The sequence below is a fragment of the Pontibacter arcticus genome (genome assembly GCF_003284895.1).
GTDB classification, from domain to species: Bacteria; Bacteroidota; Bacteroidia; order Cytophagales; family Hymenobacteraceae; genus Pontibacter; species Pontibacter arcticus.
The window spans coordinates 49,315-72,539 of sequence record NZ_QMDV01000002.1 but is presented as its reverse complement, the minus strand read 5'-3'; the positions used below and the strand labels follow the sequence as shown (position 1 = coordinate 72,539).

The 23,225-nt window shown below is 47.2% G+C and carries 19 protein-coding genes; 10 read left to right on the top strand and 9 right to left on the bottom strand.

The window, feature by feature from the left end; genetic code table 11:
* The first annotated feature begins 18 nt into the window (after positions 1 to 18).
* Positions 19 to 2,649 (top strand): cyanophycin synthetase, encoded by a 2,631-nt coding sequence (cphA, locus tag DP923_RS05600; protein ID WP_112304881.1) that lies wholly within the window; start codon positions 19 to 21, stop codon positions 2,647 to 2,649.
* A 49-nt stretch (positions 2,650 to 2,698) separates the two neighbouring features.
* Here cphA and DP923_RS05595 read toward each other — a convergent pair whose 3' ends face one another.
* Positions 2,699 to 3,193 carry a hypothetical protein gene (locus tag DP923_RS05595; protein WP_112304880.1) on the bottom strand — a complete coding sequence of 165 codons (495 nt, stop codon included), beginning with the start codon at positions 3,191 to 3,193 and terminating at the stop codon, positions 2,699 to 2,701.
* A gap of 194 nt (positions 3,194 to 3,387) precedes the next feature.
* Between DP923_RS05595 and DP923_RS05590 the strand changes: the two genes are divergently transcribed.
* A complete protein-coding gene (locus DP923_RS05590) occupies positions 3,388 to 4,341 on the top strand; it encodes a pyridoxal-phosphate dependent enzyme (RefSeq protein WP_207801944.1) in 954 nt (317 codons plus the stop codon).
* Positions 4,342 to 4,854: 513 nt separating this feature from the next.
* On the top strand, positions 4,855 to 5,037 hold the full coding sequence (locus DP923_RS05585) for a helix-turn-helix domain-containing protein (protein ID WP_112304879.1): 183 nt from the start codon (positions 4,855 to 4,857) through the stop codon (positions 5,035 to 5,037).
* Between the two features lie 310 nt (positions 5,038 to 5,347).
* Here the strand turns inward: DP923_RS05585 and DP923_RS05580 are convergent, their stop codons facing one another.
* The gene (locus tag DP923_RS05580; protein WP_112304878.1) at positions 5,348 to 6,844 is read right to left on the bottom strand and encodes a malate:quinone oxidoreductase; all 1,497 of its coding nucleotides are present in this window, start codon (positions 6,842 to 6,844) and stop codon (positions 5,348 to 5,350) included.
* Between the two features lie 195 nt (positions 6,845 to 7,039).
* Here DP923_RS05580 and DP923_RS05575 point away from each other — a divergent pair, with 195 nt between their 5' ends.
* The 3 genes from DP923_RS05575 (at position 7,040) to tamL (ending at position 15,038) form a co-directional block, all read left to right on the top strand.
* Complete coding sequence (locus tag DP923_RS05575) at positions 7,040 to 7,318, top strand: GNAT family N-acetyltransferase (RefSeq protein WP_112304877.1); 279 nt, start codon at positions 7,040 to 7,042, stop codon at positions 7,316 to 7,318.
* A 214-nt stretch (positions 7,319 to 7,532) separates the two neighbouring features.
* A complete protein-coding gene (locus DP923_RS05570; RefSeq protein ID WP_125047647.1) occupies positions 7,533 to 12,638 on the top strand; it encodes a translocation/assembly module TamB domain-containing protein in 5,106 nt (1,701 codons plus the stop codon).
* Positions 12,639 to 12,653: 15 nt separating this feature from the next.
* Positions 12,654 to 15,038, top strand: coding sequence for a translocation and assembly module lipoprotein TamL (tamL, locus tag DP923_RS05565; protein ID WP_112304875.1), 2,385 nt, complete (start codon positions 12,654 to 12,656; stop codon positions 15,036 to 15,038).
* A gap of 77 nt (positions 15,039 to 15,115) precedes the next feature.
* Here the strand turns inward: tamL and DP923_RS05560 are convergent, their stop codons facing one another.
* From DP923_RS05560 to DP923_RS05545, 4 genes are all read right to left on the bottom strand, one after another.
* The gene (locus tag DP923_RS05560) at positions 15,116 to 15,583 is read right to left on the bottom strand and encodes a hypothetical protein (protein WP_112304874.1); all 468 of its coding nucleotides are present in this window, start codon (positions 15,581 to 15,583) and stop codon (positions 15,116 to 15,118) included.
* 304 nt (positions 15,584 to 15,887) lie between these two features.
* Positions 15,888 to 16,229 carry an arsenate reductase (glutaredoxin) gene (arsC, locus tag DP923_RS05555; RefSeq protein WP_112304873.1) on the bottom strand — a complete coding sequence of 114 codons (342 nt, stop codon included), beginning with the start codon at positions 16,227 to 16,229 and terminating at the stop codon, positions 15,888 to 15,890.
* A gap of 284 nt (positions 16,230 to 16,513) precedes the next feature.
* Positions 16,514 to 17,266: a metallophosphoesterase family protein gene (locus tag DP923_RS05550; RefSeq protein ID WP_112304872.1), complete on the bottom strand. Its 753-nt coding sequence runs from the start codon at positions 17,264 to 17,266 to the stop codon at positions 16,514 to 16,516.
* 3 nt (positions 17,267 to 17,269) lie between these two features.
* Complete coding sequence (locus tag DP923_RS05545) at positions 17,270 to 18,025, bottom strand: nucleotidyltransferase (protein WP_112304871.1); 756 nt, start codon at positions 18,023 to 18,025, stop codon at positions 17,270 to 17,272.
* A gap of 338 nt (positions 18,026 to 18,363) precedes the next feature.
* Between DP923_RS05545 and DP923_RS05540 the strand changes: the two genes are divergently transcribed.
* The 3 genes from DP923_RS05540 to DP923_RS05530 all read left to right on the top strand — a co-directional run bounded on the left by DP923_RS05540 (position 18,364) and on the right by DP923_RS05530 (position 20,341).
* Positions 18,364 to 19,179 (top strand): hypothetical protein, encoded by an 816-nt coding sequence (locus DP923_RS05540; RefSeq protein ID WP_112304870.1) that lies wholly within the window; start codon positions 18,364 to 18,366, stop codon positions 19,177 to 19,179.
* Between the two features lie 327 nt (positions 19,180 to 19,506).
* Positions 19,507 to 19,971, top strand: a complete 465-nt coding sequence (locus DP923_RS05535) for a hypothetical protein (RefSeq protein ID WP_112304869.1) — start codon at positions 19,507 to 19,509, stop codon at positions 19,969 to 19,971.
* 37 nt (positions 19,972 to 20,008) lie between these two features.
* A complete protein-coding gene (locus DP923_RS05530; RefSeq protein ID WP_207801943.1) occupies positions 20,009 to 20,341 on the top strand; it encodes a DUF4377 domain-containing protein in 333 nt (110 codons plus the stop codon).
* A 2-nt stretch (positions 20,342 to 20,343) separates the two neighbouring features.
* On the opposite strand, the gene DP923_RS05525 is transcribed toward DP923_RS05530, so the two are convergent.
* Both DP923_RS05525 and DP923_RS05520 read right to left on the bottom strand, forming a co-directional pair.
* Positions 20,344 to 21,207, bottom strand: coding sequence for a glycoside hydrolase family 25 protein (locus DP923_RS05525; protein WP_112304867.1), 864 nt, complete (start codon positions 21,205 to 21,207; stop codon positions 20,344 to 20,346).
* Positions 21,194 to 21,580: a hypothetical protein gene (locus DP923_RS05520; RefSeq protein WP_112305584.1), complete on the bottom strand. Its 387-nt coding sequence runs from the start codon at positions 21,578 to 21,580 to the stop codon at positions 21,194 to 21,196. The genes DP923_RS05525 and DP923_RS05520 overlap by 14 nt, the downstream gene beginning before the upstream one ends.
* Positions 21,581 to 21,687: 107 nt before the next feature.
* Between DP923_RS05520 and DP923_RS05515 the strand changes: the two genes are divergently transcribed.
* Positions 21,688 to 22,230 carry an NUDIX domain-containing protein gene (locus DP923_RS05515; protein ID WP_112304866.1) on the top strand — a complete coding sequence of 181 codons (543 nt, stop codon included), beginning with the start codon at positions 21,688 to 21,690 and terminating at the stop codon, positions 22,228 to 22,230.
* An 87-nt stretch (positions 22,231 to 22,317) separates the two neighbouring features.
* Here DP923_RS05515 and DP923_RS05510 read toward each other — a convergent pair whose 3' ends face one another.
* Entirely contained in the window at positions 22,318 to 23,211 is an 894-nt protein-coding gene (locus tag DP923_RS05510) for a cyanophycinase (RefSeq protein ID WP_112304865.1), read from the bottom strand.
* Between the last annotated feature and the right edge of the window lie 14 nt (positions 23,212 to 23,225).

Genomic DNA, 23,225 nt, shown 5'->3' with positions numbered 1-23,225 from the left:
GTTTTACAGACCTGAAAGATGAAAATCATAGAACTGAAAATAATGCGGGGGCCAAACTACTGGTCTATCAAGCATCCTAAAATCATCGTACTCAAACTCGACCTGGAAGACCTCGCAGAGGCATCCACCAGAGACATTCCCAACCTCTCACAAAAACTCGAAAAACTTTTCCCCGAGATGTACCTGCACCGCGCGTCAGTGGGTAGCGAAGGTGGTTTCTTTAAGCTGATCCAGGAAGGAACATCCTTTAGCAAAGTGGTGCAGCATATTGCCCTCGAGCTGCAAACAATGGCTGGGATGGAAAGCGGGTATGGGCGCCGTTATACCGCAAATGAGCCTGGCCACGAGTACGTTGTAGTATCTTACCAGGAAGAGCGTGCCGGTGAATATGCCGTTAAAGCAGCCGTAAAAATAACCGAATGCCTGGCGCGTGGCGAGAAAGTGAACATCATTCAGGATGTAGCCAAACTGCACCAGATACGCGAAGATGAGTATTTCGGGCCAAGCACCGAAGCCATTGTTACCGAAGCCGTTAACCGCAACATCCCCTACATCCAGAACAAGCAGCGCGGGCTTATACAATTGGGGTACGGTATACATCAGCGGCATATACAGGCTGCCATGAGTAGCAGTACGTCCTTTTTTGCTGTAGAACATGCCGGTGATAAAAACGCTACCAAAGAAATTCTGGAAGAAGCAGGTATTCCGGTTCCGCGTGGCACCATTGCCCGGAATGTGGCTGAACTGGAGCAGGCTATTGAGGAACTGGACTTCCCGATCGTAACAAAACCGCTGGATGGCAACCAGGGCAAAGGCGCTTCCGTGAACATCAACAACTGGAAAGATGCCCTGAAGGGTCTGACAGAAGCACAGCGTTACTCCCAATCAGTTATGGTGGAGCAGTTTATTGAAGGCTTGGATTACCGGTTGCTCGTTATTAATGGCAAGTTTACTGCCGCCGCCAAGCGCACGCCCGCCATGGTTACCGGCAATGGCAACTCAACAATAAGAGAACTGGTAAACGAAGTTAACAAAGACCCCAGACGCGGTGTTGGGCACGAAAAAGCGCTTACTTTCATTAAAATAGATAAACTATCCAGGGCCATACTTCGCCAGAAAGGGTTAACGCTCCAATCCATACTTCCGAAAGGCGAAATTTTATACTTAAAAACCACCGCCAACCTTAGCACAGGCGGCACCGCCACCGATGTAACCGATATTGTACACCCTTACAACGTACTGATGGCCGAACGCATTGCAGGCATTATTGGCCTGGATATTTGCGGCATCGATGTGATGACCACCGATATTGCCATTCCGTTGCCCGAAACAAGAGGTGCCGTTATTGAAGTGAATGCCGCACCAGGCCTTCGGATGCATATCTCCCCGACCGAAGGTTTACCGCGTAACGTTGCAGAACCCATCGTAAATATGCTTTTCCCGCATGGGCAGCCGTCGCGTATCCCGATTGTAGCCATAACAGGTACCAACGGCAAAACAACTACTTCGCGCCTGATTGCGCATATGCTGCAGTTTAAAGGGTATAAAGTAGGTTACACAACCACAGATGGCATTTACATACAAGGCCGCAAAATTATTAAAGGCGATACCACAGGCGCTTACAGCAGCGAGTTCGTTTTAAAAGACCCAACCGTAAATTACGCTGTACTGGAATGTGCACGCGGTGGTATGTTACGCTCCGGGCTGGCTTTTACGATGTGCAATGTCGGAATTGTGTTAAATGTATCCGAAGACCACATGGGCCTCAACGATATCAACACGCTCGAAGATATGGCGCGCGTAAAAGTGGTGGTTGCCCGAACCGTTTGCCCCGAAGGTTATGCTGTTTTAAATGCAGACGACGACCTGGTCTACGAAATGGCAACCGGCTTGCGCTGCAAAATAGCCTACTTCAGCCTCAATGAAAACAATCCCCGCATCTTAGAACATATTGCCAAAGGCGGGTTAGCAGCTGTGCTGGAAGATGGGTACATTTCTATTTTTAAAAACACCTATAAGATTCGGGTAGACCGCGTAGCGGATGTACCGCTGACCTTTGGCGGAAAAGCCAGATTTAATATACAAAATGTGTTGGCAGCTACGCTGGCAGCTTATACGTCTCATATGGAAGTGAACGAGATCAAAACCGCTTTGCGTACGTTCCTGCCTTCTTCCGAAACAACGCCGGGCCGCATGAACCTGTTTAAACTACCGCACCTGGATGTGTTAATTGATTATGCACACAACACAGCAAGTATGGAGGCCATTGCTGATTTTATGCGCAACGTAGAGGCTCCGGTTAAAATAGGTATTATTGCAGGCGTAGGCGACCGGCGCGATGAAGATATACGGGCCGTAGGCAAGTTGGCCGCCGAGATATTTGATAAGATCATTATCCGGCAGGACAAAGACCTGCGTGGCAGAACCGGCAAAGAAATTAACTCTTTACTAAAAGAAGGTATTTTTTCAGTGAAACCGGAGCTGGAGCCGCGGGAAATAAAACAGGAAGCCCGCGCGCTGGCATATGCCCTGGAATATGCCCCGGATGGCTCTTTTATCACGATGTTCTCAGAGGATATACCGGAGGCAATTAAGATGGTGGAAAGCTTCCGTATTATAGAACACCGCAAACAAGCCTCCGATTGGTAACCATAGTATATTTAACAAAAAGGCCCGGTATAGAACCGGGCCTTTTTTGTTATTCTTCGATTTTTTTCCGGATCTGGTAGCTGCTGGTATAAGCACAGGAAACTGTATCGGTAGTGGTACAGCGTATTTCGTTGCCAGCTAAATTTAAAACCAGGTACCCTTCCTGCAACCGGACAGTTCCCCTGAAAACTACGGAATCCCGTTTAGCCAATGTGTTGCATGCACTGTCGTAATACTTGGTTACACGCACCACAGAATCGCTGGCTACGGTGCCGCGCCAGGTTGTGGTCAGGTTAAACCAGCGCTTCGAAAAATCAGAATATTGCTGCTCAGTTGCCGTTAGGGTATCCCGGAAATCCACGCGCCAGATCATCCGGAACTGGTCTGCTTTTAATTCGGCTTCACAATTCTCGCCTGCTGTTCTGGTTAAGGTATGGCTTCCTTCCCACAACCCGTTCAGGTTATAAGGCGATGGGCTGTCACTTTCTTTACACGCTGAAAAAAACAAAAACAGAACAACTAAAACGGATAGGTATCTTTTCATAGAAATCTTAAACGTAAGCCGGGTTCAAAGTATGTTTCTTTAATAACGGCCTTCAAAGTTAACAATCTTTTAAAGCAACTGCTTTTATACTTCTAAACTTGCCTGTACTTGTCTCATTATAAAGTATAAACCATCAGCCGTTTCAGAACTTACAACTTATTCGTATTTTAGTTTAAACTTTATTATCCAATTTTATGCTGAAACAGGATCTGCTTGATTGCCAAGCCCGCATCGTTCCTTATATACACCGCACACCCGTACTATCCTCCCAATTGCTCAACGATTTGGCGGGAGCCAGTTTATACTTTAAATGTGAGAATTTTCAGCGAATGGGTGCTTTTAAGTTCAGAGGAGCGACTAATGCCATCCTGCAACTAACAGCACAGCAACGGGCAAGAGGCGTGGTTACACATTCGTCGGGCAACTTTGCGCAGGCCTTAGCATTGGCTGCGCGCGAGGTAGGCACTATTGCTTATATTGTAATGCCGCGCACAGCGCCACAGGTTAAAAAAGATGCAGTCTCCGGCTACGGCGGGCACATCATTGAATGCGAACCGACCTTAGCAGCACGCGAAAAAACCGCATCCGACCTGGTACAAAAGTATGGCGCTACATTCATCCACCCTTCCAACCAGGATGAAGTTATACTTGGCCAGGGAACTGCAGCGCTCGAACTGCTGGAAGACCACCCAAACCTGAACGCTATTTTCTCGCCGGTGGGTGGTGGCGGTTTAATTGCAGGTACAGCGCTTGCGGCGCACTATTTCGGAAATAACTGCGACGTAATTGGCGGCGAACCTGAGGCCGCAGACGATGCCTACCGCTCCCTTATAGCGGGTCGCATTGAAACCAATACGGCTACTAACACTATTGCAGATGGCTTACGCACCGAACTCGGCGACCGTAATTTCCCGATCATCCAACAACATGTGCAGGAAATTATACGGGTTTCGGAAGCAGCTATTATAGCAGCGATGCGCCTGATCTGGGAACGCATGAAAATCATTGTGGAAGCATCCAGCGCCGTTGCCCTGGCTGCACTGTTAATTGAAAAAGGCCGGTTCGAAGGCCAGAAAGTTGGCATCCTTTTATCAGGTGGTAACGTAGATTTGCTTGATCTGCCATTTGGGCAAACCAAAGCAGGTTAAGCCGACTCATAAAGTTACGCTACAAAGTATACTTCCGGGTGTTATTCAGGGCTTTTCTAATTTCCCAAAACAAATATTGAGACAAAAGTACCGGCAACTTTAGTTGCTGCGGATTATCAGTGCTTTTACTTGCTGTAAAATCAGAAAATAAGCATGAATTTTTATTTGAAATAATGTTACTTATTAACCACATTATACAGAAACAAACATGCTTTAAATAGCGTTAAGCTTTTATTTCCCTTAAAATTAGCCCAAAACATCATGTTACTTTTTATGAAAAGTTTCCCTTTTTTTGAATTGGAGGTTACTTATATTTGATAAGCTGATTACAAGTAGCTTATTGACAAGACTATAATGTGATTTATAGCTAAAGCAAACATAGGGCTTGGTTAAATTTATAACACCAGGAGATAAGTTTTTCAAGTAAACACAGTAGCGCTTAATACTGCCGGATACTACTTCCGGTTCCGAACCAAAATAAAACTAATACTCACCTACTAAAACAACAACAAAATGAAAAGCGGTGTAAAAACAAGACAATTAATTGCCGACGAATACGGAATTACACGTAAGACCCTGTATAACTGGCTAAAAAAAGAAGGAATTGAGCTGCACAACCGTCTGATAACTCCCCGCGAACAACAGGTGATTTATGATCGTTTGGGACATCCTTTTGCAATCCGCAGCTTTGCTTAAGAAGCAATACGCGCCCTATTACGCACTACGCTTTTCGACTTTGCCTCTTTTTTACTGAAAATTAACAAAACTGCTTTGCCTTTTTCAGACAGCTCTAAGCGGTGTCGGCCCGGGTTGCTTTGTAACTAGAAATGTTACCTGTACAGCGACCTGCCATGACACATGGGCAACTGAAAACGGATTAAAAAAACTACTGCAACACACACCTTAACATCGTCTCTTAACCATTAAAAAAGTGCATCGCCAGCGGTATCTCTGAGAGAATTTACCGGCCGGCGATGCACTTTTATGTTATCTGAGTTTCTATACTTTATAAATTCAGAACCTGCGAAGTATGGCTTCTAACTTGCTCCAGCAGCCTGGCGTCTTTGCCCAGCGATTGCCCATAAGACGGAATCATCTGCTTGAGTTTGGTTTGCCACTCCACAGAATCTACTTTGTTTATAAAGCAGCGCTTTAACAGGTCAAGCATAATAGAAACAGCCGTAGATGCACCCGGCGATGCCCCCAGAAGCGCAGCTAATGAACCATCCGAAGCTGTCACCACTTCCGTCCCAAACTCCAGTACGCCGCCATGTTTCGGGTCTTTTTTAATAACCTGTACCCTTTGCCCCGCAATTTCGAGTTTCCAGTCTTCGGGTTGAGCCTTTGGGAAATAGGCTTGCAGGGCAGCAAACCTGTCTTCCGGCGATTGCATCACCTGGTCTACCAGGTATTTTGTCAGGCCGATGTTCTTAATCCCAGCTGCTAACATAGGCCGCAGGTTAGTTGGTTTGATAGAAAGAGGCAGATCCAGGAAAGAGCCTTTTTTCAGAAACTTGGTCGAGAAACCGGCATATGGGCCAAAGAGCAGTTCTTTTTTGCCATTGATCATGCGTGTATCCAGGTGCGGTACCGACATAGGTGGAGAACCAACCGAGGCTTTTCCGTACACTTTTGCCTGATGGCGTTCAATCACTTCCGGGTTCAGACACTTCAGCCACTGCCCACTCACCGGGAAACCGCCAAAACCTTTGCTCTCCGGTATATCCGATTTTTCGAGCAGATATTGAGAGCCGCCACCTGCGCCGATAAACACGAACCGGGCATGTATTCTTCGCTTTTCGCCGGTTTTCAGGTCTTTTACTTTTACACGCCATTTCCCTGATTCTTCTTTTTTCAGGTTGCGCACTTCATGGGCAAAATGCATCGTAACGCCTTCCTGGTCTTTCAGGTGATTGAACATGCAGCGGGTAAGCTCACCAAAGTTAACATCCGTCCCAATATCCATTCTGGTGGCGGCTACCGGTTCCGAGTTGTTGCGGCCCTCCATCATCAAAGGGATCCAATCCTGCAACAGCGCAGGGTCTTCTGTGTATTCCATCCCTTTAAAAAGATGGCAGGTGGTGAGGGCTTCGTAGCGTTTGCGCAGGAAGTTTACGTTATCATGTCCCCAGACAAAACTCATGTGCGGGATGCGCTCTATAAACGAATCGGGCAGGCTAAGTATGTTGTTTTCGATCAGGTAAGCCCAGAACTGCTTGGATGTTTCGAAGGCTTCGGCAATCACGACCGCTTTTTTTGTATCAACAGTGCCATCTGGTTGTTCTGGCGTATAGTTCAGTTCGCAGAAGGCAGAGTGGCCGGTGCCGGCATTGTTCCAGGCATCCGAGCTTTCGGCGGCAGCTGTATCCAGGCGTTCAAATATCTGGATGTTGAGGTTTGGTTCGAGCTGTTTCAGGAGCATGCCCAGCGTAGCGCTCATAATGCCTGCTCCGATCAAAATTACGTCCGTCTCAATTTCGGGTGTTTTGTTGCGTCTAATCATTCTATCAGATCATGTTTCTGAAAAAATTACGGCCATGTAGCAGCCAGTATAAAAGCAGTACGATGATCGGTGGGCCTATAGTTAAGATTTAAGCGAAATTTAATGCTCCCACCCTCTTTAGTCTCCCTTATCTGTCCGTCACATTCCTGAACTCTGGCTACAGCCCGGCGTATAGCGATATAAAAAACTATACTTATGCAGGTAATCCACGACGAAAAAGACTTACGTTTTTATATTGAATTTGAAGAAGGCGAAGCCGAGTTAACCTATACTTACCCAGAGGAGGGCGTGTTGGACCTGGACCATACTTTCGTACCGGAGCCCCAGCGCGGGAAAGGCGTAGCCGATAAATTAGTGAAGGCAAGCATGGAATTTGTAAAAAGCAAAGGCTATAAATTTATTCCTTCCTGCCCTGCCGTAGATACCTATGTAAAGCGCCACCCGGAGTATAAAGAACTCGAACAGGAAATATAAATTTTATATTACAACACTTCGGCCAGGCTTCCATCCCGGTTTTATACTTCAGGCAACAAGCATAAAGCCGGGATCTTTTTGTACTCATACTTCCATCATCTGTAAGTATAAGGATAACAAGCACGTCAGGATCGTACATAAAAGTATAAACCGGCTTTTTTAAAAGAAGGAGGTTTATGAAAAAAAGCACAATTTTTAGCGCTATAGTCTATCCTTGGCCCTGAATTTACGTAAGGCAAATCAGCAAATTTTAATATTTAGAACTATCGCTTCTCCAAAACATATCGGAATAGTCTTCCTGAAAGTGCTGATGTGGCTGCTCATTTCCCTGGTCGGGATTGTGCTGGTTGCTGTGATTGCACTGCAGTTCCCGAAAGTTCAGAACTTTCTGGCTCAGAAAGGCGCATCGTATTTAGCCAACACCCTGAACACACGCGTCGAGATTGGTGGCCTCACCACTGATTTTCGCAATGCCATTGTGCTGAAGGAAGTATACCTCGAAGACCAGCAGCAGGACACGCTCTGGTACAGCGAGCGCCTGGGCGTAGACATGAAAATACTGGCCCTCCTGAAGGGTGAAGTAAACATCAGTAAACTGGATCTGCAACAGGCCACCGCCAACATTCATGTAAAATCGGACAGCACCACCAACTATGATTTTATACTGGATGCGTTTGCCACCGACACCACTACCGCCCAGCCTGTAGATACTTCGGCAGCGCCCCTGAAGATTAACCTCGACCTGATCAGTTTGCAGAATATTAAGCTGAGCTATAACGATGAAGCAGGCGGAAACTGGATCAAAGGCCGCATCGGCAAGCTGGTTACCACCATGGATGAACTTGACCTGGAAGGGCAACGCTACCTGGTAGATGAAGTAGAACTGAGTAATACCCGCATCGATTTTGAACAAACCAAGATCGCACCGCCTTCCGAATCGGAGCCCATTGAGATGCAGTTTGGCCTGAACCGCGTAGCCCTGGATAATATCGAAGTACACTATGCCAACAAACTCGCTGACCAGTACATCGACCTGAAAGTAGGGCAATCGGAGTTGCTGGCAGATAAAATTGATGTACCGAACGCCCGCATCGACCTGGATAAGTTTGAGCTCAAAAACACGGCCCTTATATACAAACAGGAAAAGTATAAGCCCACCGATTCGCTTGCCGTAAACCCGGCCCAAACGGTAGATGAACTGGATAAAGATGTGGAAGCCACGCAGGGCCAGCCTGTAAACTGGGTACTTAACCTGAACAACCTGGATATTGCCGGCTTAAATGTGAAGTTCGATAATTTTAATGCTGCCCCACTCCAACGCGGCATGGATTACGACCACCTGCAGTTCAGCAATGTAGAGATTAACGCGGAAGATATCCTGTATAGCCAGAGCAAAATGGGCCTTGCCCTGAACCAGCTTAAGCTACAGGAAAAAAGCGGTTTCCGGGTAAATAATTTTAACGCTGATATAACCGTAGATTCCACCAGTGCACGCCTGGCCAACCTCGATCTGCAGACCGGCAACAGCCGCATCGCTCAGGACCTGGCCATTGGCTACCCATCCCTTACCACAATTGCCGATAACCCCAACCTGATTACGCTAAACCTGGATATCGACAACACCCGCATCGGGATGCAGGATGTTTTATACTTTGCCCCGGACCTGGCTTCCAATCCGTCGTTCAGAAGTATAGCTGGCTCTACTGTAAAATTAGATGGTAAAGCGACAGGCAGGCTCGATAATATACAGGTACAACAGCTGCAGGTATCAGGTTTAAAAGGCACGAACATAGCGGTAAGCGGCAATATTAAAAATGCCATGGACCCGGATAAACTGTTTGCCGACCTGAACATTAACCGCTTTGCCACTACCCGCACCGATGTGATGGCGCTGCTGCCTGCAGGCACGGTACCTCCTAACATCAGAATACCCAACAACATGAGCCTGACCGGCAAGTATACCGGCACCATGACCGCCTTCGATGCCAGAGCAGATATCCGGACTTCTGTGGGTAACCTGAATGCAGTAGTAGATATGAACCCCGGCCCTTCCGGTCGTGAGCCTTTCAGTGCAACCGTAAGCACCAACCGGATAGACATGGCCCAACTCTTTACCGATAGCCTGGGCGTTGGTGTTATTGCCATGAATGCCACTGTTCGCGGTACCGGACTTGCCCCGGAAACCATGCAGGCCGTTGCGAAAGCCAGCATCAAACAGGCTGAGTATAATAACTATACTTACAACAACATCAACCTGAACGCCACTATCAACCAGAACCTGTATACTGTAAATGCGGTGTCCGGAGACCAGAACCTGGATTTTACGCTGAACGGTGATTTTAATTTGCGTAATGCGGATGTCCCAAAGTATAACTTCACCCTCGATCTGAGAGAAGCCGACCTGCAGAAGCTGAATTTTTACAACGAACCGCTGGAAGTGCAAGGCAGAATTGCAGCCAACATGAGCGGTGCCGATGCAGCAAGTATAAGTGGTATTCTGGAAGGTCAGGATGTTTTAGTAAAACTGAACCAGGTAACTTATCCGATCGATTCGCTGCGGCTAAACTTGCAGCAGCCCGGCGACCGCACCCTGATCGGATTACAGTCTAACATCGCGAATGCGGACTTGCGCTTCGGAAACGACCTGGGCACCTTGCCAGTTGCCTTGCAAAAGCATTTCTCAAATTACCTCGACCTGCAGCCCGATTCCCCTTATCCGGCCAATACCAACCTCGGCGATTTTACTTTTAGCATTTTACTGAAGAACAGCGAAGTGATAAAAGCGTTTGTGCCTGGCCTGGAACAGCTCTCCCCTTCTGCCCCATTGGCCGGTACGTACAATGCCGCTACCAAACAGATGCGTGTAGAGGGCGGCTTCGGAAGTATAAAGTATACCGATTATACGTTGCAAAACCTGACCCTGCGCATTAACGGCGATAAAGATCAACTGGCTTATAACCTGGGCCTGGGTGCCATACTTTCGCCTTCGTTGCAGGCCAGAAATGTGTCGCTTAGCGGGGCTGCCCGCGATAACAGCATCACCACGCGTTTGGCTATGGCTCCTGAGAACGGACGCGAACGCTTTGTGCTGGGTGGATTATTAAATGGCCTGGGCCAGGGCTACCGCTTCGTGTTTAACCCGGACCAGCTCGTGATCAATTACGATAAATGGACAGTGCCAGCAGACAACTACTTACAGTTCGATACCAACCTGCTTTATGCCAACAACATCAAACTGCAGCGTGATAACAGTTTTATACTGCTTAACAGCATCGGCCCTGTTTCGCCTGCTGCACCGTTGCAGGCGCAGTTCAGCAATTTCGACATCGGGTACCTGATGCAGAGTTTTGAGCAACAGGACAGCCTGGTTGATGGGACTATAAACGGCGTCGCCACGGTAGAGAACCTGATGGCCGGTAACCTCGCATTCACTTCGGATATCAATGTAACTGATTTCACTTTCCAGAAGGTGCCGGTAGGCAACATTGCCCTGAAAGCCAACTCGGCCACAGCTAACCGCTATAACCTGGATGCAGCCCTCACCGGAAACGGAAACCAGCTAACAATAACAGGTTTTTACGAAGCACAGCCGAATGCCAGTTTACTAAACCTGGATGCCAATGTCGCTAACCTGAGCCTGGCCTCTTTGCAGGGCTTTACCATGGGCATGGTGAAAGATATGGGCGGTAACGCGAACGGAAAACTCCGGATTACAGGCACCCTAGACGACCCGAACATTTTAGGCCAGCTTAACTTTAACCAGGCGCAGTTCAACGTCAGTATGCTAAACTCGCTGTACCGCCTGCAAAACGAACGACTGGTATTTAACGAGCAGGGCATCAACTTCCCTAACTTTACCATAACCGATTCGCTGGGCCAGAACCTGACCATTAACGGCAATGTGCTAACCCAGAATTACATGGATTATCGCTTTGATCTGCGCGCCGAAACAGACCGTTTCCTGGCCATGAACTCCACTGCCAAAGACAATGACCTCTACTATGGTACAGTGTATATCGGGAGCAATGCCACAATAACGGGTACTATGCTGGAGCCTGTGATGGATATAGAAGTGAATGTGCTGGATGGCTCCGCTTTTACGGCTGTTGTTCCTGCCGATGAGGCCGGCGCTGCCGGAAGGGAGGGCATCGTGGAATTTGTAACCCTGAACGATTCGCTTTCAGCTATTTTAGGGATGGAAGCCCAGGATTCAGCCAGTTCAGGTTTTGTTGGTGCTAAGATTGATGTAGAAGTAAACGTAACAGATGCCACCCCGATCACGATCATAATTGACCCTGTTACAGGCGATAATTTAGTGGTGCGCGGAACAGCCGAACCGCTATATGTGGGAATTCTTCCAAACGGGCAAATGAACATGACAGGCCGCTATACCATTACAGACGGCAAGTATAGCATGGCTTTTTACGATATCGTATCAAGAGAGCTGGATATTGCGAAAGGCAGCTACATTGCCTGGCAAGGCGACCCGATGCAGGCCGATTTCCAGATCAGCGCCATCTACAACGTAGAAACGGCACCTATGGAGCTTGTTGCTTCTCAAACAAATAACACAGATAATCCTTCTCTACGCAACCAGGTACCCTTCCAGGTTTTTGTTAACCTATCAGGTGAGTTGCTGAGACCGGAGATCGGCTTCGATATACGGTTGCCTGAAGAAGAGCGGGGAAGTGTAAGCACCGAAGTAACAGCAGCGCTTGCCCGCCTGCGCCAGGACGAATCCGAAATGAACAAACAGGTTTTCGCGTTACTGGTGCTCAATCGCTTTATGGCGCCTGATCCGTTAGCGAGTTCGGGTGGTGGCTTTGCAGCCTCGGCCCGTAACAGCATAAGCGGCGCCATGACCGACCAGCTTAACAACCTGACCAACCGCTACGCCGGTGGCCTGGGTCTGGAACTGGGTGTTGATTCTTATGAGGATTATTCTTCCGGCTCGGCACAAGGCCGCACCGATCTGAATGTAGCGCTCCGCCAGCAATTCCTGAACGACCGCCTGACCGTAAGAGTAGGCAGCGACATCGGGCTGGAAGGACAAAGAGAGGCCAACAATAAAATGGGCGGTTTCGGGGGTAACATTTCCGTAGAATATTCTCTTACGGCTGATGGCAGGCTGCGTGTACAGGCATTCCAGCGCAACCAGTACGAAGATTTTGAAGGCGACGTACGGGCAACGGGCGCTGCACTTATTTACCAGCGCGAGTACAATAACTTTTCAGACCTTTTCAGAAGTATGGAAACCAAGTTACGAAAAGATGCCATCCGCCGCGAAGAAGAAAATATTAAAAGCCAGTCTACACGCTAAGTAGTTTTATACTTTATGATAGCATACAAACACTGCATAAACCGTTTACACGCGCCGTTGCTGGTATTTTTGCTGGCTGCCGCAAGTATACTTTCCGGTTGCAGCAGTACCAAAACAGTACCCGAAGGAGATGCTTTGTTTGCCGGTTACCAGGTTAAGATCAACGATGAGCGCGACAGCAGCAATCGTACCAGCGAGCTACAGACTGAGTTAACAGCCACCGTAAGGCCCAAGCCCAACGCTTCCATACTTGGCCTGCGCCCTAAACTATGGATCTACAACGCCTTCTATACCGAAAAAGAAAAAGGACTGAAACACTGGATCCAGACTAAGTTCGGTGAACCACCGGTGCTGCTTTCTGCAGTGGATACAAACAGCATCAGTGGCGTAATGAGCGGCAGGCTGCACAACAAAGGCTATTTTGTAAATACCGTTGAAAGCGCAACCACGGTTAACAAGAAAATGGCCACCATCGACTGGACAGCTACTGTAAGTGAGCCTTACCGCATCCGCAAAATAGAATATACGCTCAGCGACTCGTTGCCGATTCAACAGGCCATCGAGGGGATAAAGGCAGGCTCACTCTTAGTACCCGGCGAGCCCTACGAGCTTTCCAAAATGACGGCCGAGCGCGTACGCATCGATCAGAAGCTGAAAGAAATGGGCTATTACTACTTCAGCCCCGAAAACCTGATTTTTAGTGTGGATACTACCTCCGGCGGAAGGCAGGCTGATGTGTTGTTACGCCTAAAAAAGGATGTACCGGGTTATGCGCTGCGGCCTTATACTTTGGATGAAGTCTTTATTTTTGCCAATTACACACTGAACGATACCCTTTATGCCCGGGATACCATTCACGTCAGGGGCTACCATTACCTGCCTAACGAGGATTATGTAAAAGCACGGTACCTGCTTCGCAATGTTTTCCTGGAGAAAGACAGCATCCATACCCGCCAGGACCACCTGCTAACCGTGAACCGGCTGATGGGCTTACCAGCCTACAAATTTGTGAATGTACAGTATGAGCGTGATACGACCGAACTGGGCAAACTGGATGCCTTTATTTACCTGACGCCTTCCCTGAAAAAATCATTGCAGGCCGAAGCCCGGATGGTCAATAAATCGAATGGTTTTGCGGGGCCGGGCATTACTGTCTCGTTCCGGAACCGGAATGCCTTGCGGGGTTCTGAGTTGCTGAGTGTAGAACTTACCGGTAACCTGGAGAACTCTGTTGGTGGTGGCCGCGGCAAAGATGTGGAAACAAAAGATGAATCTTCAAGCGGAAACGCCAGCCTTACTTCTTACGAATTAGGTGTGCAGAGCACCTTAACTTTTCCGCGCATTGTTTCTCCGTTTAAGCTGCGCAACCTCCGTACAGAGTTTGTCCCGAAAACCAGAATTTCAGCTGGTTTCAGTTTCCTGAACAGGGTGCAGTATTACCAGATGAACTCTTTTAACGCAAGCTACGGCTACAACTGGCGCCCCAAAAGAACGCTGACTTTCGATGCCACGCCTATTAACCTACAATATGTAAAACTTGGCCGCATTACGGCCGATTTTGACACCATCCTTCGTGACCGGCCTTACTTACAACGCAGCTTCGAAAACCAGTTTATTATCGGGTCGATTTTCCAGGTTACGTACAGCAACCAGATGATCGAGGGTAAAACGAACCATTTCTTTAACAATACCTCCCTCGACCTTTCCGGAAATATACTGAATGCCTTACAAACATTAGGCGGCACGCCAAAAGGCACAGACGAGTTCCCGAGAACTATTGCCAAACAGCCGTTCTCGCAATACATCCGCCTCGAAAACGATTTCCGGCATTACCTTAACTTAACTAAAGAAAGCCAGCTGGTAACGCGCTTGGCCGTAGGTATTGGCATGCCGTATGGCAACTCATCGCAGTTGCCGTATGTAAAGCAATTCTCGGTGGGTGGGCCAAACAGTATCCGCGCGTTCAGGGCCCGAAGTATAGGTCCGGGCAGTTACAATATTCCTGATTCGCTGGCTTCCTCCTACTTCGACCAGGTAGGCGATATAAAAATTGAAGCAAACATAGAATATCGTTTCCCGATTGCCGGCTTCTTTAAAGGTGCAGTGTTTGTGGATGCCGGTAACGTATGGCTGGCCAACGAAACACTGGATGAGAAAGGAGTACCTGAACGGCAGGGCGGTGTGTTTAAAGCGAGTAATTTTTTAAATGATGTGGCAATTGGTACAGGTTTCGGTTTACGCGTTGATGTGGATTTCTTTGTTATCCGTTTTGACCTGGGTATACCTGTAAAAATACCATATCTACCCAAAGGAGAGCAGAACGTATTAAGCAATTTCAAACCTAAATTTGGAGGCGAAGAAGGTATGGTACTTAACATTGCCATTGGCTATCCTTTTTAAAGTATAGTTAATATTCCATAAAAAAGGCCTTCCGTTTACAGCAACGGAAGGCCTTTTTTGTGTAGTAGATCTACTACTTATGCCACACTAAAAATTCGCTCGTTTAAAAGCCAGCGAACGGCATCGGACTCTTTATGGAAAGTTTGCGCTGAAAACTCAAGCGGGTAAGCCGTAGATGCTGCCGAAGCTTCTACCTCGTTATCCGATTCAGAAAAATCAGGGTTTAAGATCTGCGCCACGCGTTGTACGGCTGATGTACCCTGGAACTTGGCAAAGGTCTGCAAGGTCCAGTCGTACTGCTGATGCCCCAGTTCATGTGCATCGGTAGCGTCTATCAGAATTGTTTTAATGTTGTTTGTTAAAACGATTTCGTTCAGCCATAAAATGCCTTGTTTGTACTGCTGGCTTGTGGTGTGTTTGTGCCACACGAAAGCCGTTACCTGGTGCACATAATTGATATATAAACTGAAAAGCTCTGTAGAACAAAATAGCTTTAAGGTAAGTTGATCGTTTAATGAGGTCAGGTTATAAGGTAGTATTTTCATGGCGTGGCAGTTCAGTTTTTGGCTGTAAATACTTGTTTAAAGCAGCAGCGTACCAGCTACCTATAAAAATACATGCCAACTTCTTTCCTAAACCCGGAGCTATCTTAAAAAGATCGACTTAACAAGTATAAATAGCTTGATTTCAGTTATTTATACTTTAAAAAATCATACTAATGATTCAATATTTTTTAGAGTATGTTCTAAATGTTGCAAATCATACTTAAATTTTTCCAAAGATAGGAATTGCGCTGCTACATTTGGGAAAGTACAAAGAGGGCTAAAGTATGAAAGCCAGTGTGCCTCTTTAAAGTATGGATAATACATTCTCGGGTGGCCTCCCGATCACAGCTTTATCACCTTTAACCACAATAGGCCGCTCGATCAGGGCGGGGTGTTGCACCATTGCGTCTAGCCACTCTTCATCTGTCAGAGTTTGGCCGGCATAGTTTTCCTTGTACACCTTCTCCCCTTTCCGGATCAGTTCCTGGGGTTTCAGGTTAAGTTTGGCTAGTATACCAGTAAGTTCCGCTTTGGTAGGGGGTGTTTTCAGGTACTCTATTACCTGCACTTCTTCGTTCGCATTCCGGATAAGGTCTAGGGTGCCGCGACTTTTGCTGCACATCGCATTATGAAATATTGTTACCATACATTCTTGTTTAATCAGAAGTGAAATTAAGATGCCGGTTCTGAATTACAAAGTATAAACAAGTCTCAAACAAAAACGAGCAGCAAATCCTGGCTAACCCGCCATTGTTGGTGTTTTCACCGACAATGGCGGGTTAGCCAGGATTTGCTGGTGAAAACACGCAGCAAGGGCAGCAAAACAATTTTATTTAAAACGCTAAAAAGCGTTAAAGTATGAACAATTCTTAAAAAAAACGGGCAGCAAATCTTACATCTGCTACCCGTTTTATCATGTATAGTATAGGTTTATACTTCAAAAATATAAAAACCGGTTTCGTAGCCGTCGCGCAAAAGTATAGGCCGCGATACATTAAATATTTTCACGCCCCTGGAGGTTTCGCCATGCAAAGTACCAATGTGCGCGTGCCCATGAAAAGCGGCTACCACATCGCGGCGGTTAATAGGTTCTGCCAAACGGGAAGATCCTAAATATGGAAAAATCTGCTCGGGCTCGCCTACTACGGTTGCTTTGATAGGTGCATAATGCAGCAGCACGATCTTCTTGATATCGGTATACTCACCATCCAATCGGGCCAGCGCGCCATCGAGTTTGAGGGATTCGTCTACGGCTTCCTGCACAAAATTCTTGATCATCTTTTCGCCGAACATACCCAGCATACCCTGGTCAAAACCACCACCAAATCCTTTCACGCCGGCAAACCCAACATTTCCGATCACAATGTGGTCGCCATCCAGCATGTGCACATTTTCCTGGATCAGCATTTTGCGGATGGTTTTCTGGTTATCGCGCTCAAAATCGTGGTTACCCAGCACGGCTACAATTGGTATGGTACAGGCTTTCAGTTCTTTTACCAGTATTTCGGCTTCGGCAATTCGGCCAGTGTCGGTCAGGTCGCCGCACAGCAAAAGTATATCGGCCTGTTGCGATGCCTGCCTGAAAAACTCTTCCCATTTACCCTGGTCGTTTTCGCGTACGTGGATATCGCCTACGGCTGCAATTCTGGTGGTTGGTCGGGGGTCGGTTAGCTCTTCCGTCATAGTTTACACTGATCTCATGGTTACTACTTTAAAATCCCACTCGGTAATATCGGGGGCATACTGGGTCTGGTCGATAAGCGGGCCAAGGCAGATTTTCTCTAAAGGCGTCGGCATATCGTACTGCTCTTTGGCCCGAAGTATCAATTCATCGAAAAGCCATTTTGGTATCAGTTCTCGCTCGGATGGGTACACAAACTGAAACGAAAGAAACTGCGCCAGCAATAAATGCCAGTGGATATCCATGTGCTGCCAGAGCCATTTCCAATCGAGTTTGGTGCCGTACCGAAGTATAAGGTGGTTTATATCGGCTCCATCGTAACGCTCGCGGTTCTGCACATACAACTTCGACCAGATAAGCGTTTCGGGTGGAATAACGCGTACTTTTATGCCCAGCAGTTCGCTTTTGGTGGAGCGCTCGTACCAGCTGTCGTCCACGGCGCAGTGGTTGCCGGGGTTGTTAAAGATGATATCCATAAAGTGCTCGCCCAACTTTACTTTGGCCAGCCAGCGCGCATCGGTTACTTCCGTATCGAAACCATTCTCAGCAAAATGCTTTAAAATGCGGGGCATGTCGCTGGCTTTGCAGAACACATCCAGGTCTTTGGTGTCGCGCATGATATCGGTATACAACCGGAGTGCAAACCCGCCGCCCACCATAAAATCCTGGTTGCTGGATTGCAGCAGCTCAAGCGCCTGCTGGTAAAAATCATGCGCAGCCTGCTGATGAATTCCACCCTGTAACTCTATTACTTTAGCCATGATGCTATTTATTTTCAGTTTTATACTTCCTTTTTGATCTGAAGAAAAATTACACAGCGGGGTGCCGTGCAAATTGAGCAGGTACCGGAATGTACCACATGCGCAATAAAAACTTTTACTTAGTTAAAAGGGTGATGGTTGTAAAATACGAACCGGGAAGCTTAAAAGCTTTAAATAAGGCTGATTTTCCTTTTTATAATTCTATACTTTACTTTCATTTATACTTTGGCAGATACTTATAAATACATAAGGTTTAAGGCCTAAGCCTAAACCCCCGCCTTTTGCCTTCGTTTAGTAAAAGGATAACCATTATTCTAAACCTACAAAACTTAAAAGCTATGAACAGTAACAGATCAGAATTTGACCGCCATAACCAGAGCAATTCGAACCGTACCAACCGGTCGGAGCGTTACCGTTTTCCGGAACAGGAAAGCAATTACCGCTTCGATGATTATGGCTCGGCAGCTCACGGTGGCTATGGCAACGAAGGATATTCGGGCACCTGGGGAAACCAGGGAGATGAAGGCGCTGGCTCCAGAAACGTAGCCAACCACGACCTGCATGGCAGCACGTACAGCACATCGCGTAACCAGGGCAATATGGGCAGTTACGGCGGCGCGCAAGGTTTCGGCTCAGACCGGGGCGGTTACTCATCACAACGCGCTTATACTTCCGGCTCATCGGGCCACGATTTTGATAGTGGCATGGGCCACCCACGCGAAGCAGGCAGAAGTGGCTACGGTACTGGCCAGCACCGCGCGTACGGCTACCAAAGCGACTCTGACAGCCACGGCAGCGATATGGGCTTCAACTCTAACCCGGATTTATATGGCTCCGACAACGAACGAAGATTCCAGGGTGCGCAGGCACAACACCGCTACAGCTTCAAGGAAAACGATTACTCCAGAGACCCATACAAAAGCAGAAACCAGAGCCAATACGGCTACAGCAACCAATCCAGAGGCGATTATGGCTCGCGCGATGGCAACTTTGGTAGTTTTAATACCCAAAGTAATCCATCTTCTAATCAGCGTTTTAGTGGAAGCGGCTTTTCGGGTGGCGGCTACAGCGACCACGATGCCAGCTATATCCAGAGCCGAAACCGTGAACGCACCTTCCGGAACAACAGAGAAAACAACTACGACCAGTACTAAACAAGTATAAATGACAGAGAAAGGCGCTATCAGTTTGGTAGCGCCTTTTTTGTGGCTAAGGCTTTTTAATCGCTCATGTATACTAATTCACAGAAGGACAGAAGCCGCTTATTAAATTTATACTTCGAAGAGGAAAATACCGCAACTATAATATCTACTCTATACTGTAAAAATGTTATATTCGGTAAGCCTTTGGGGTTATACTTTATATTGCTTTCTTTTAAGTATGCTGCAAGCAACGACTTATACCTTAAATTCAAATAGGGAGCTATAAACTTATATCGGCCCTGACAACTAAAGTACTTTATACTTGCTCATAAGTAAACTATGGAAATCAGCACCTTAAAACCTCGGCAGGACCTTGGACAGGACACTAAAATCAGCAAAGCATACTTGCAATACGAAACACTGCTGAAAGAGCTCTCTAAAAGGAAATTGCCGGAACATGTGGTTGCTTCCATCAATAAAGATGTTGAAGCATTAAACGCGATGCCGGAAGATGGCAAGCTGCTGGCGCAAGAACTTAAAAGCAGGCAAGCCAGGCTGGTCCGGTCCCTTGAAAAAGAACTGAAGCTTGTACCCAAAGCCTATTACCGTAACATTTGGCTTGGATTAGGCATGGCTTCTTTTGGGATTCCAATAGGGGTAGCTTTCGGGCTTACATCAGGGAATATGGCTTTTTTAGGAATAGGCTTGCCGCTGGGGCTGGGCATCGGGAGCGCCGTGGGCACTGCCATGGATAAGAAGGCATTGGCAGAAGGAAGACAACTTGATCTGGAAATTAAATCGTAAAAATAATCCGAAACACACAGGCAGTATGCATCACGATATGAGAAATTCACTTTTTTCGATTGGTCTTTTAGTAGCTTTTTCTGCTTGCAAAAAAGAGGAAGCAGCACCGGCCGAAACCCTGTTGCGGGTAAACTCCTATAAACAGACGTGCCAGGCAGAGGGTGTGTTTTCTTGTTACCTGACCCAGGAAAGAGACCAGGTTGGCAGCAATAACTGGCAGCTTTTTTATAACAACATCGAAGGTTTTACTTACCAGGAAGGCTTTATTTATACTTTGAAAGTAAAAATAGAGAAAGTAGCAAACCCGCCCGCTGACGGGTCGAGTTTAAAGTATACCTTGCTTGAGGTTGTTTCCAAAGAAAAGGGGTAATCCTACTTCAAACATACTTCCCGTAGCTGCCGCATGCTTCCGTAAAACACATTACAGTCTACGTTGCCTTCAATGCCTTTCACGCTTCCGCCGTCGGTATGCTGCCAGAAGTGTAGTTTTGCTTTTTCGGTGGGTTCCATAGCCAGTTTCGGTACTTTGTAGTGCGCGATCCAGAGCGGGTACTCATCAAAATGACCTTCGAGGTAATCTTTGTAAAATTTATAACCGGTATAGATAATCGGTTTAGTTCCATAACTTCGCTCAACCAGGTTCAGCCATACTTTAATATCCTGCCTGAACGCTTTGATAGGCTTTAAGCCGCGGCGCTCCACATCCAAAACCGGCGGCAGATCGCCGGGTTGTAACGTTACGTTTGCTACAAAGTGGTTGGCTTGTTTTTCGGGGCTGCTGCGTGGCCTGTAGAAATGGTATGCACCCCGCATCAACCCTGCTTTCCCGGCTTCACTCCAGTTGCGGTCAAACTTTTTATCTTTCAGACTTTTGCCCTCGGTGGCTTTGATGAAGGCAAAGGTAATCTGGCTCTCGCGTACGTGCTGCCAGTTTACATCCTTTTGGTAATGCGATACATCCACGCCGTAAATTTCGTGCCCGACGGGCCATACCGGAACAGGTTTCTCCACGAAAAACTCCACGTAAATAAACAACAGCGCAATAGAGGCCAGCACGCCTACACCAACCCAGAAGCGTACAGGTGATTTCTGCGTTTTGGCTGTGCGGGGCTTGCGCTTTACCGGGGCTTTACGAACAGGTTTGGGCTTATCCGGGGCAGCTGCCTTTTTGGTAGCCTGCGTTTCCAGGTCGTCCCAGATAGTTGATTCGGGTATTGCTTTCTTAGTGCGTGGCATGGGCAGCGTTTGTGTTAGTTACGTTTCGGCCTGCCCGGAACCAGAGCAAAATAAGAAGCAGTTCGGCCACGCCATCCAGCATGTATACATCCCGGATCACGTTCTGCAAAGCGTAATAAAAATCAATGAAAGCCATACTTGCCGCCCCTCCTATTCCAAGCCATTTAATCTCTGTGGTTACATTTCTGCGGATACCTGCACACAGTAACACCAACCCGATCACGGTCAGCAGCAAGGCCACCGTCCGGACGAGCCAGAGGTCTGTTTTAGGACCTGTAACCCACAAAAAGCTGTACATGTGCAGCAAAGGCCAAATGCCTGTTACGGCCCAGTAAATACCCTGTAGCTTTGCTATACCTGCTAATCTGTTCATGCTGCTCTTACTTATCGATATGGCAGGCATCCTGTTCCGGCTAAGGAAAATAATCTGACCGTACTTAGTTTGCCTGCGTATGTAGCTAAACTTTAACTTCTTGTGTTATGAAGATAAAACGGAAAGAAACAATATACAACGGATTTTATACTTTCAGGAAACTGATTGTGGAAGAAAACGGCGAAGAGTTTGAGCGTGAGCAGTTTGATAGCGGCAGTGCCGCCGCCGCTATCGTGTACGACACCAGCAGAGACCTGTACCTCTTCGTGCAGCAATACCGCTACAGCGCCCAAATGGAAATGCTCGAAATAGTAGCCGGTGTAGTGGAGAAAGATGACCCTGAAAAAACGATACGAAAAGAGATAAAAGAGGAAATCGGTTACGCTGTAGATAAGCTCGAACACATCTGGGATTTTTATACATCGCCGGGTGCCTGCACCGAGAAAGTATACTTATATTATGCAGAAGTAAGCCAGAAACAGGAAGAAGGAGGCGGCCTGGAAGAACACCACGAACACATCAAGGTAAAGGCATTTACTTTTGAAGAGCTTCAGAAACAAAAACAATTTGATGCCAAAACCATCATTGCCGTGCAATGGCTTGCTGCCAGAAATAATGCTACCCTGGAAAACCCGGAAGTAACGTCCTGATTTTTGCTTAAAGTATAACACCCAGCCTTCCGGCTGCTTCACAGCAACCCGAAGGCTGGGTGTTATATTTTATCGTTATGTTTATTTTTAAATATGCAGTTGGTCGTAGATAGGTAACGTATAGCGCTGCCCGTTTGAAAGCAGGTGTACTTTCAGATCCCGGACGGTGAATGTTTCGCCGGTTTTTATTTCGTAAATGTTGGTATGGCTGATGTTGGAGCCGTCTACAACGGTAATCAAGCCACTCCCGATCACTTCCATTTCTTTGCCTTCGGTTACTAAAATAGCAGTATCTTCTTCCAGGCCAATGCCAATGCAACCCGGGTTCGTCGCAATTGCCTGCGACATACGCACGATGCGGCCACGGGCTATAAAGTGCGTATCAATCGCCACGTCGCGCATAAACTCGAGGCCCGTGGTAATACGTACATCTCCTTTTATGTAACCGCCTTCTGTATCGCCTTCATAAATCATAGGCGTAGACATAGCGGCAGCTCCTGCGCTGGTGCCGGCTATAATAATATTATCATACGTATAGCGCTCTTTCATTAATTGCAGCACGGCAGTACCCCCTAAAATAGAAGTCAGCCGCAACTGATCGCCGCCAGTGAACATAATACCCGATGCTCGCTCCACCATTTCGCAGCCTTCCGGATTCAGGGCATCCTGCCGCGTTCGGATGTCCAGGATTTCTATTTTCTTTACACCGAGATCTGAGAAAACTTTAATATAATCTTTGGCTGATTCTTCGGGTTCGCCGGAAGCAGTAGGAACTACCAATACGGTAGGGTTGTCGCCTTTCAATTCATCCACAAACCTCTTCAGGATTTCTTCCTTTATAAAACCTGAATTCTGTTTTTGTTCATCAGATAACTCGCTGTTGCCTTTGTCTTCGGAGCCGCCGATGGCAAGCAAACGCCCTTTTGGTACAGGCGAATCTTTGTGTCTTTCGTATCTTTTGGAAACTTGTTTTCTAGCCATTTCTTATCTATTCA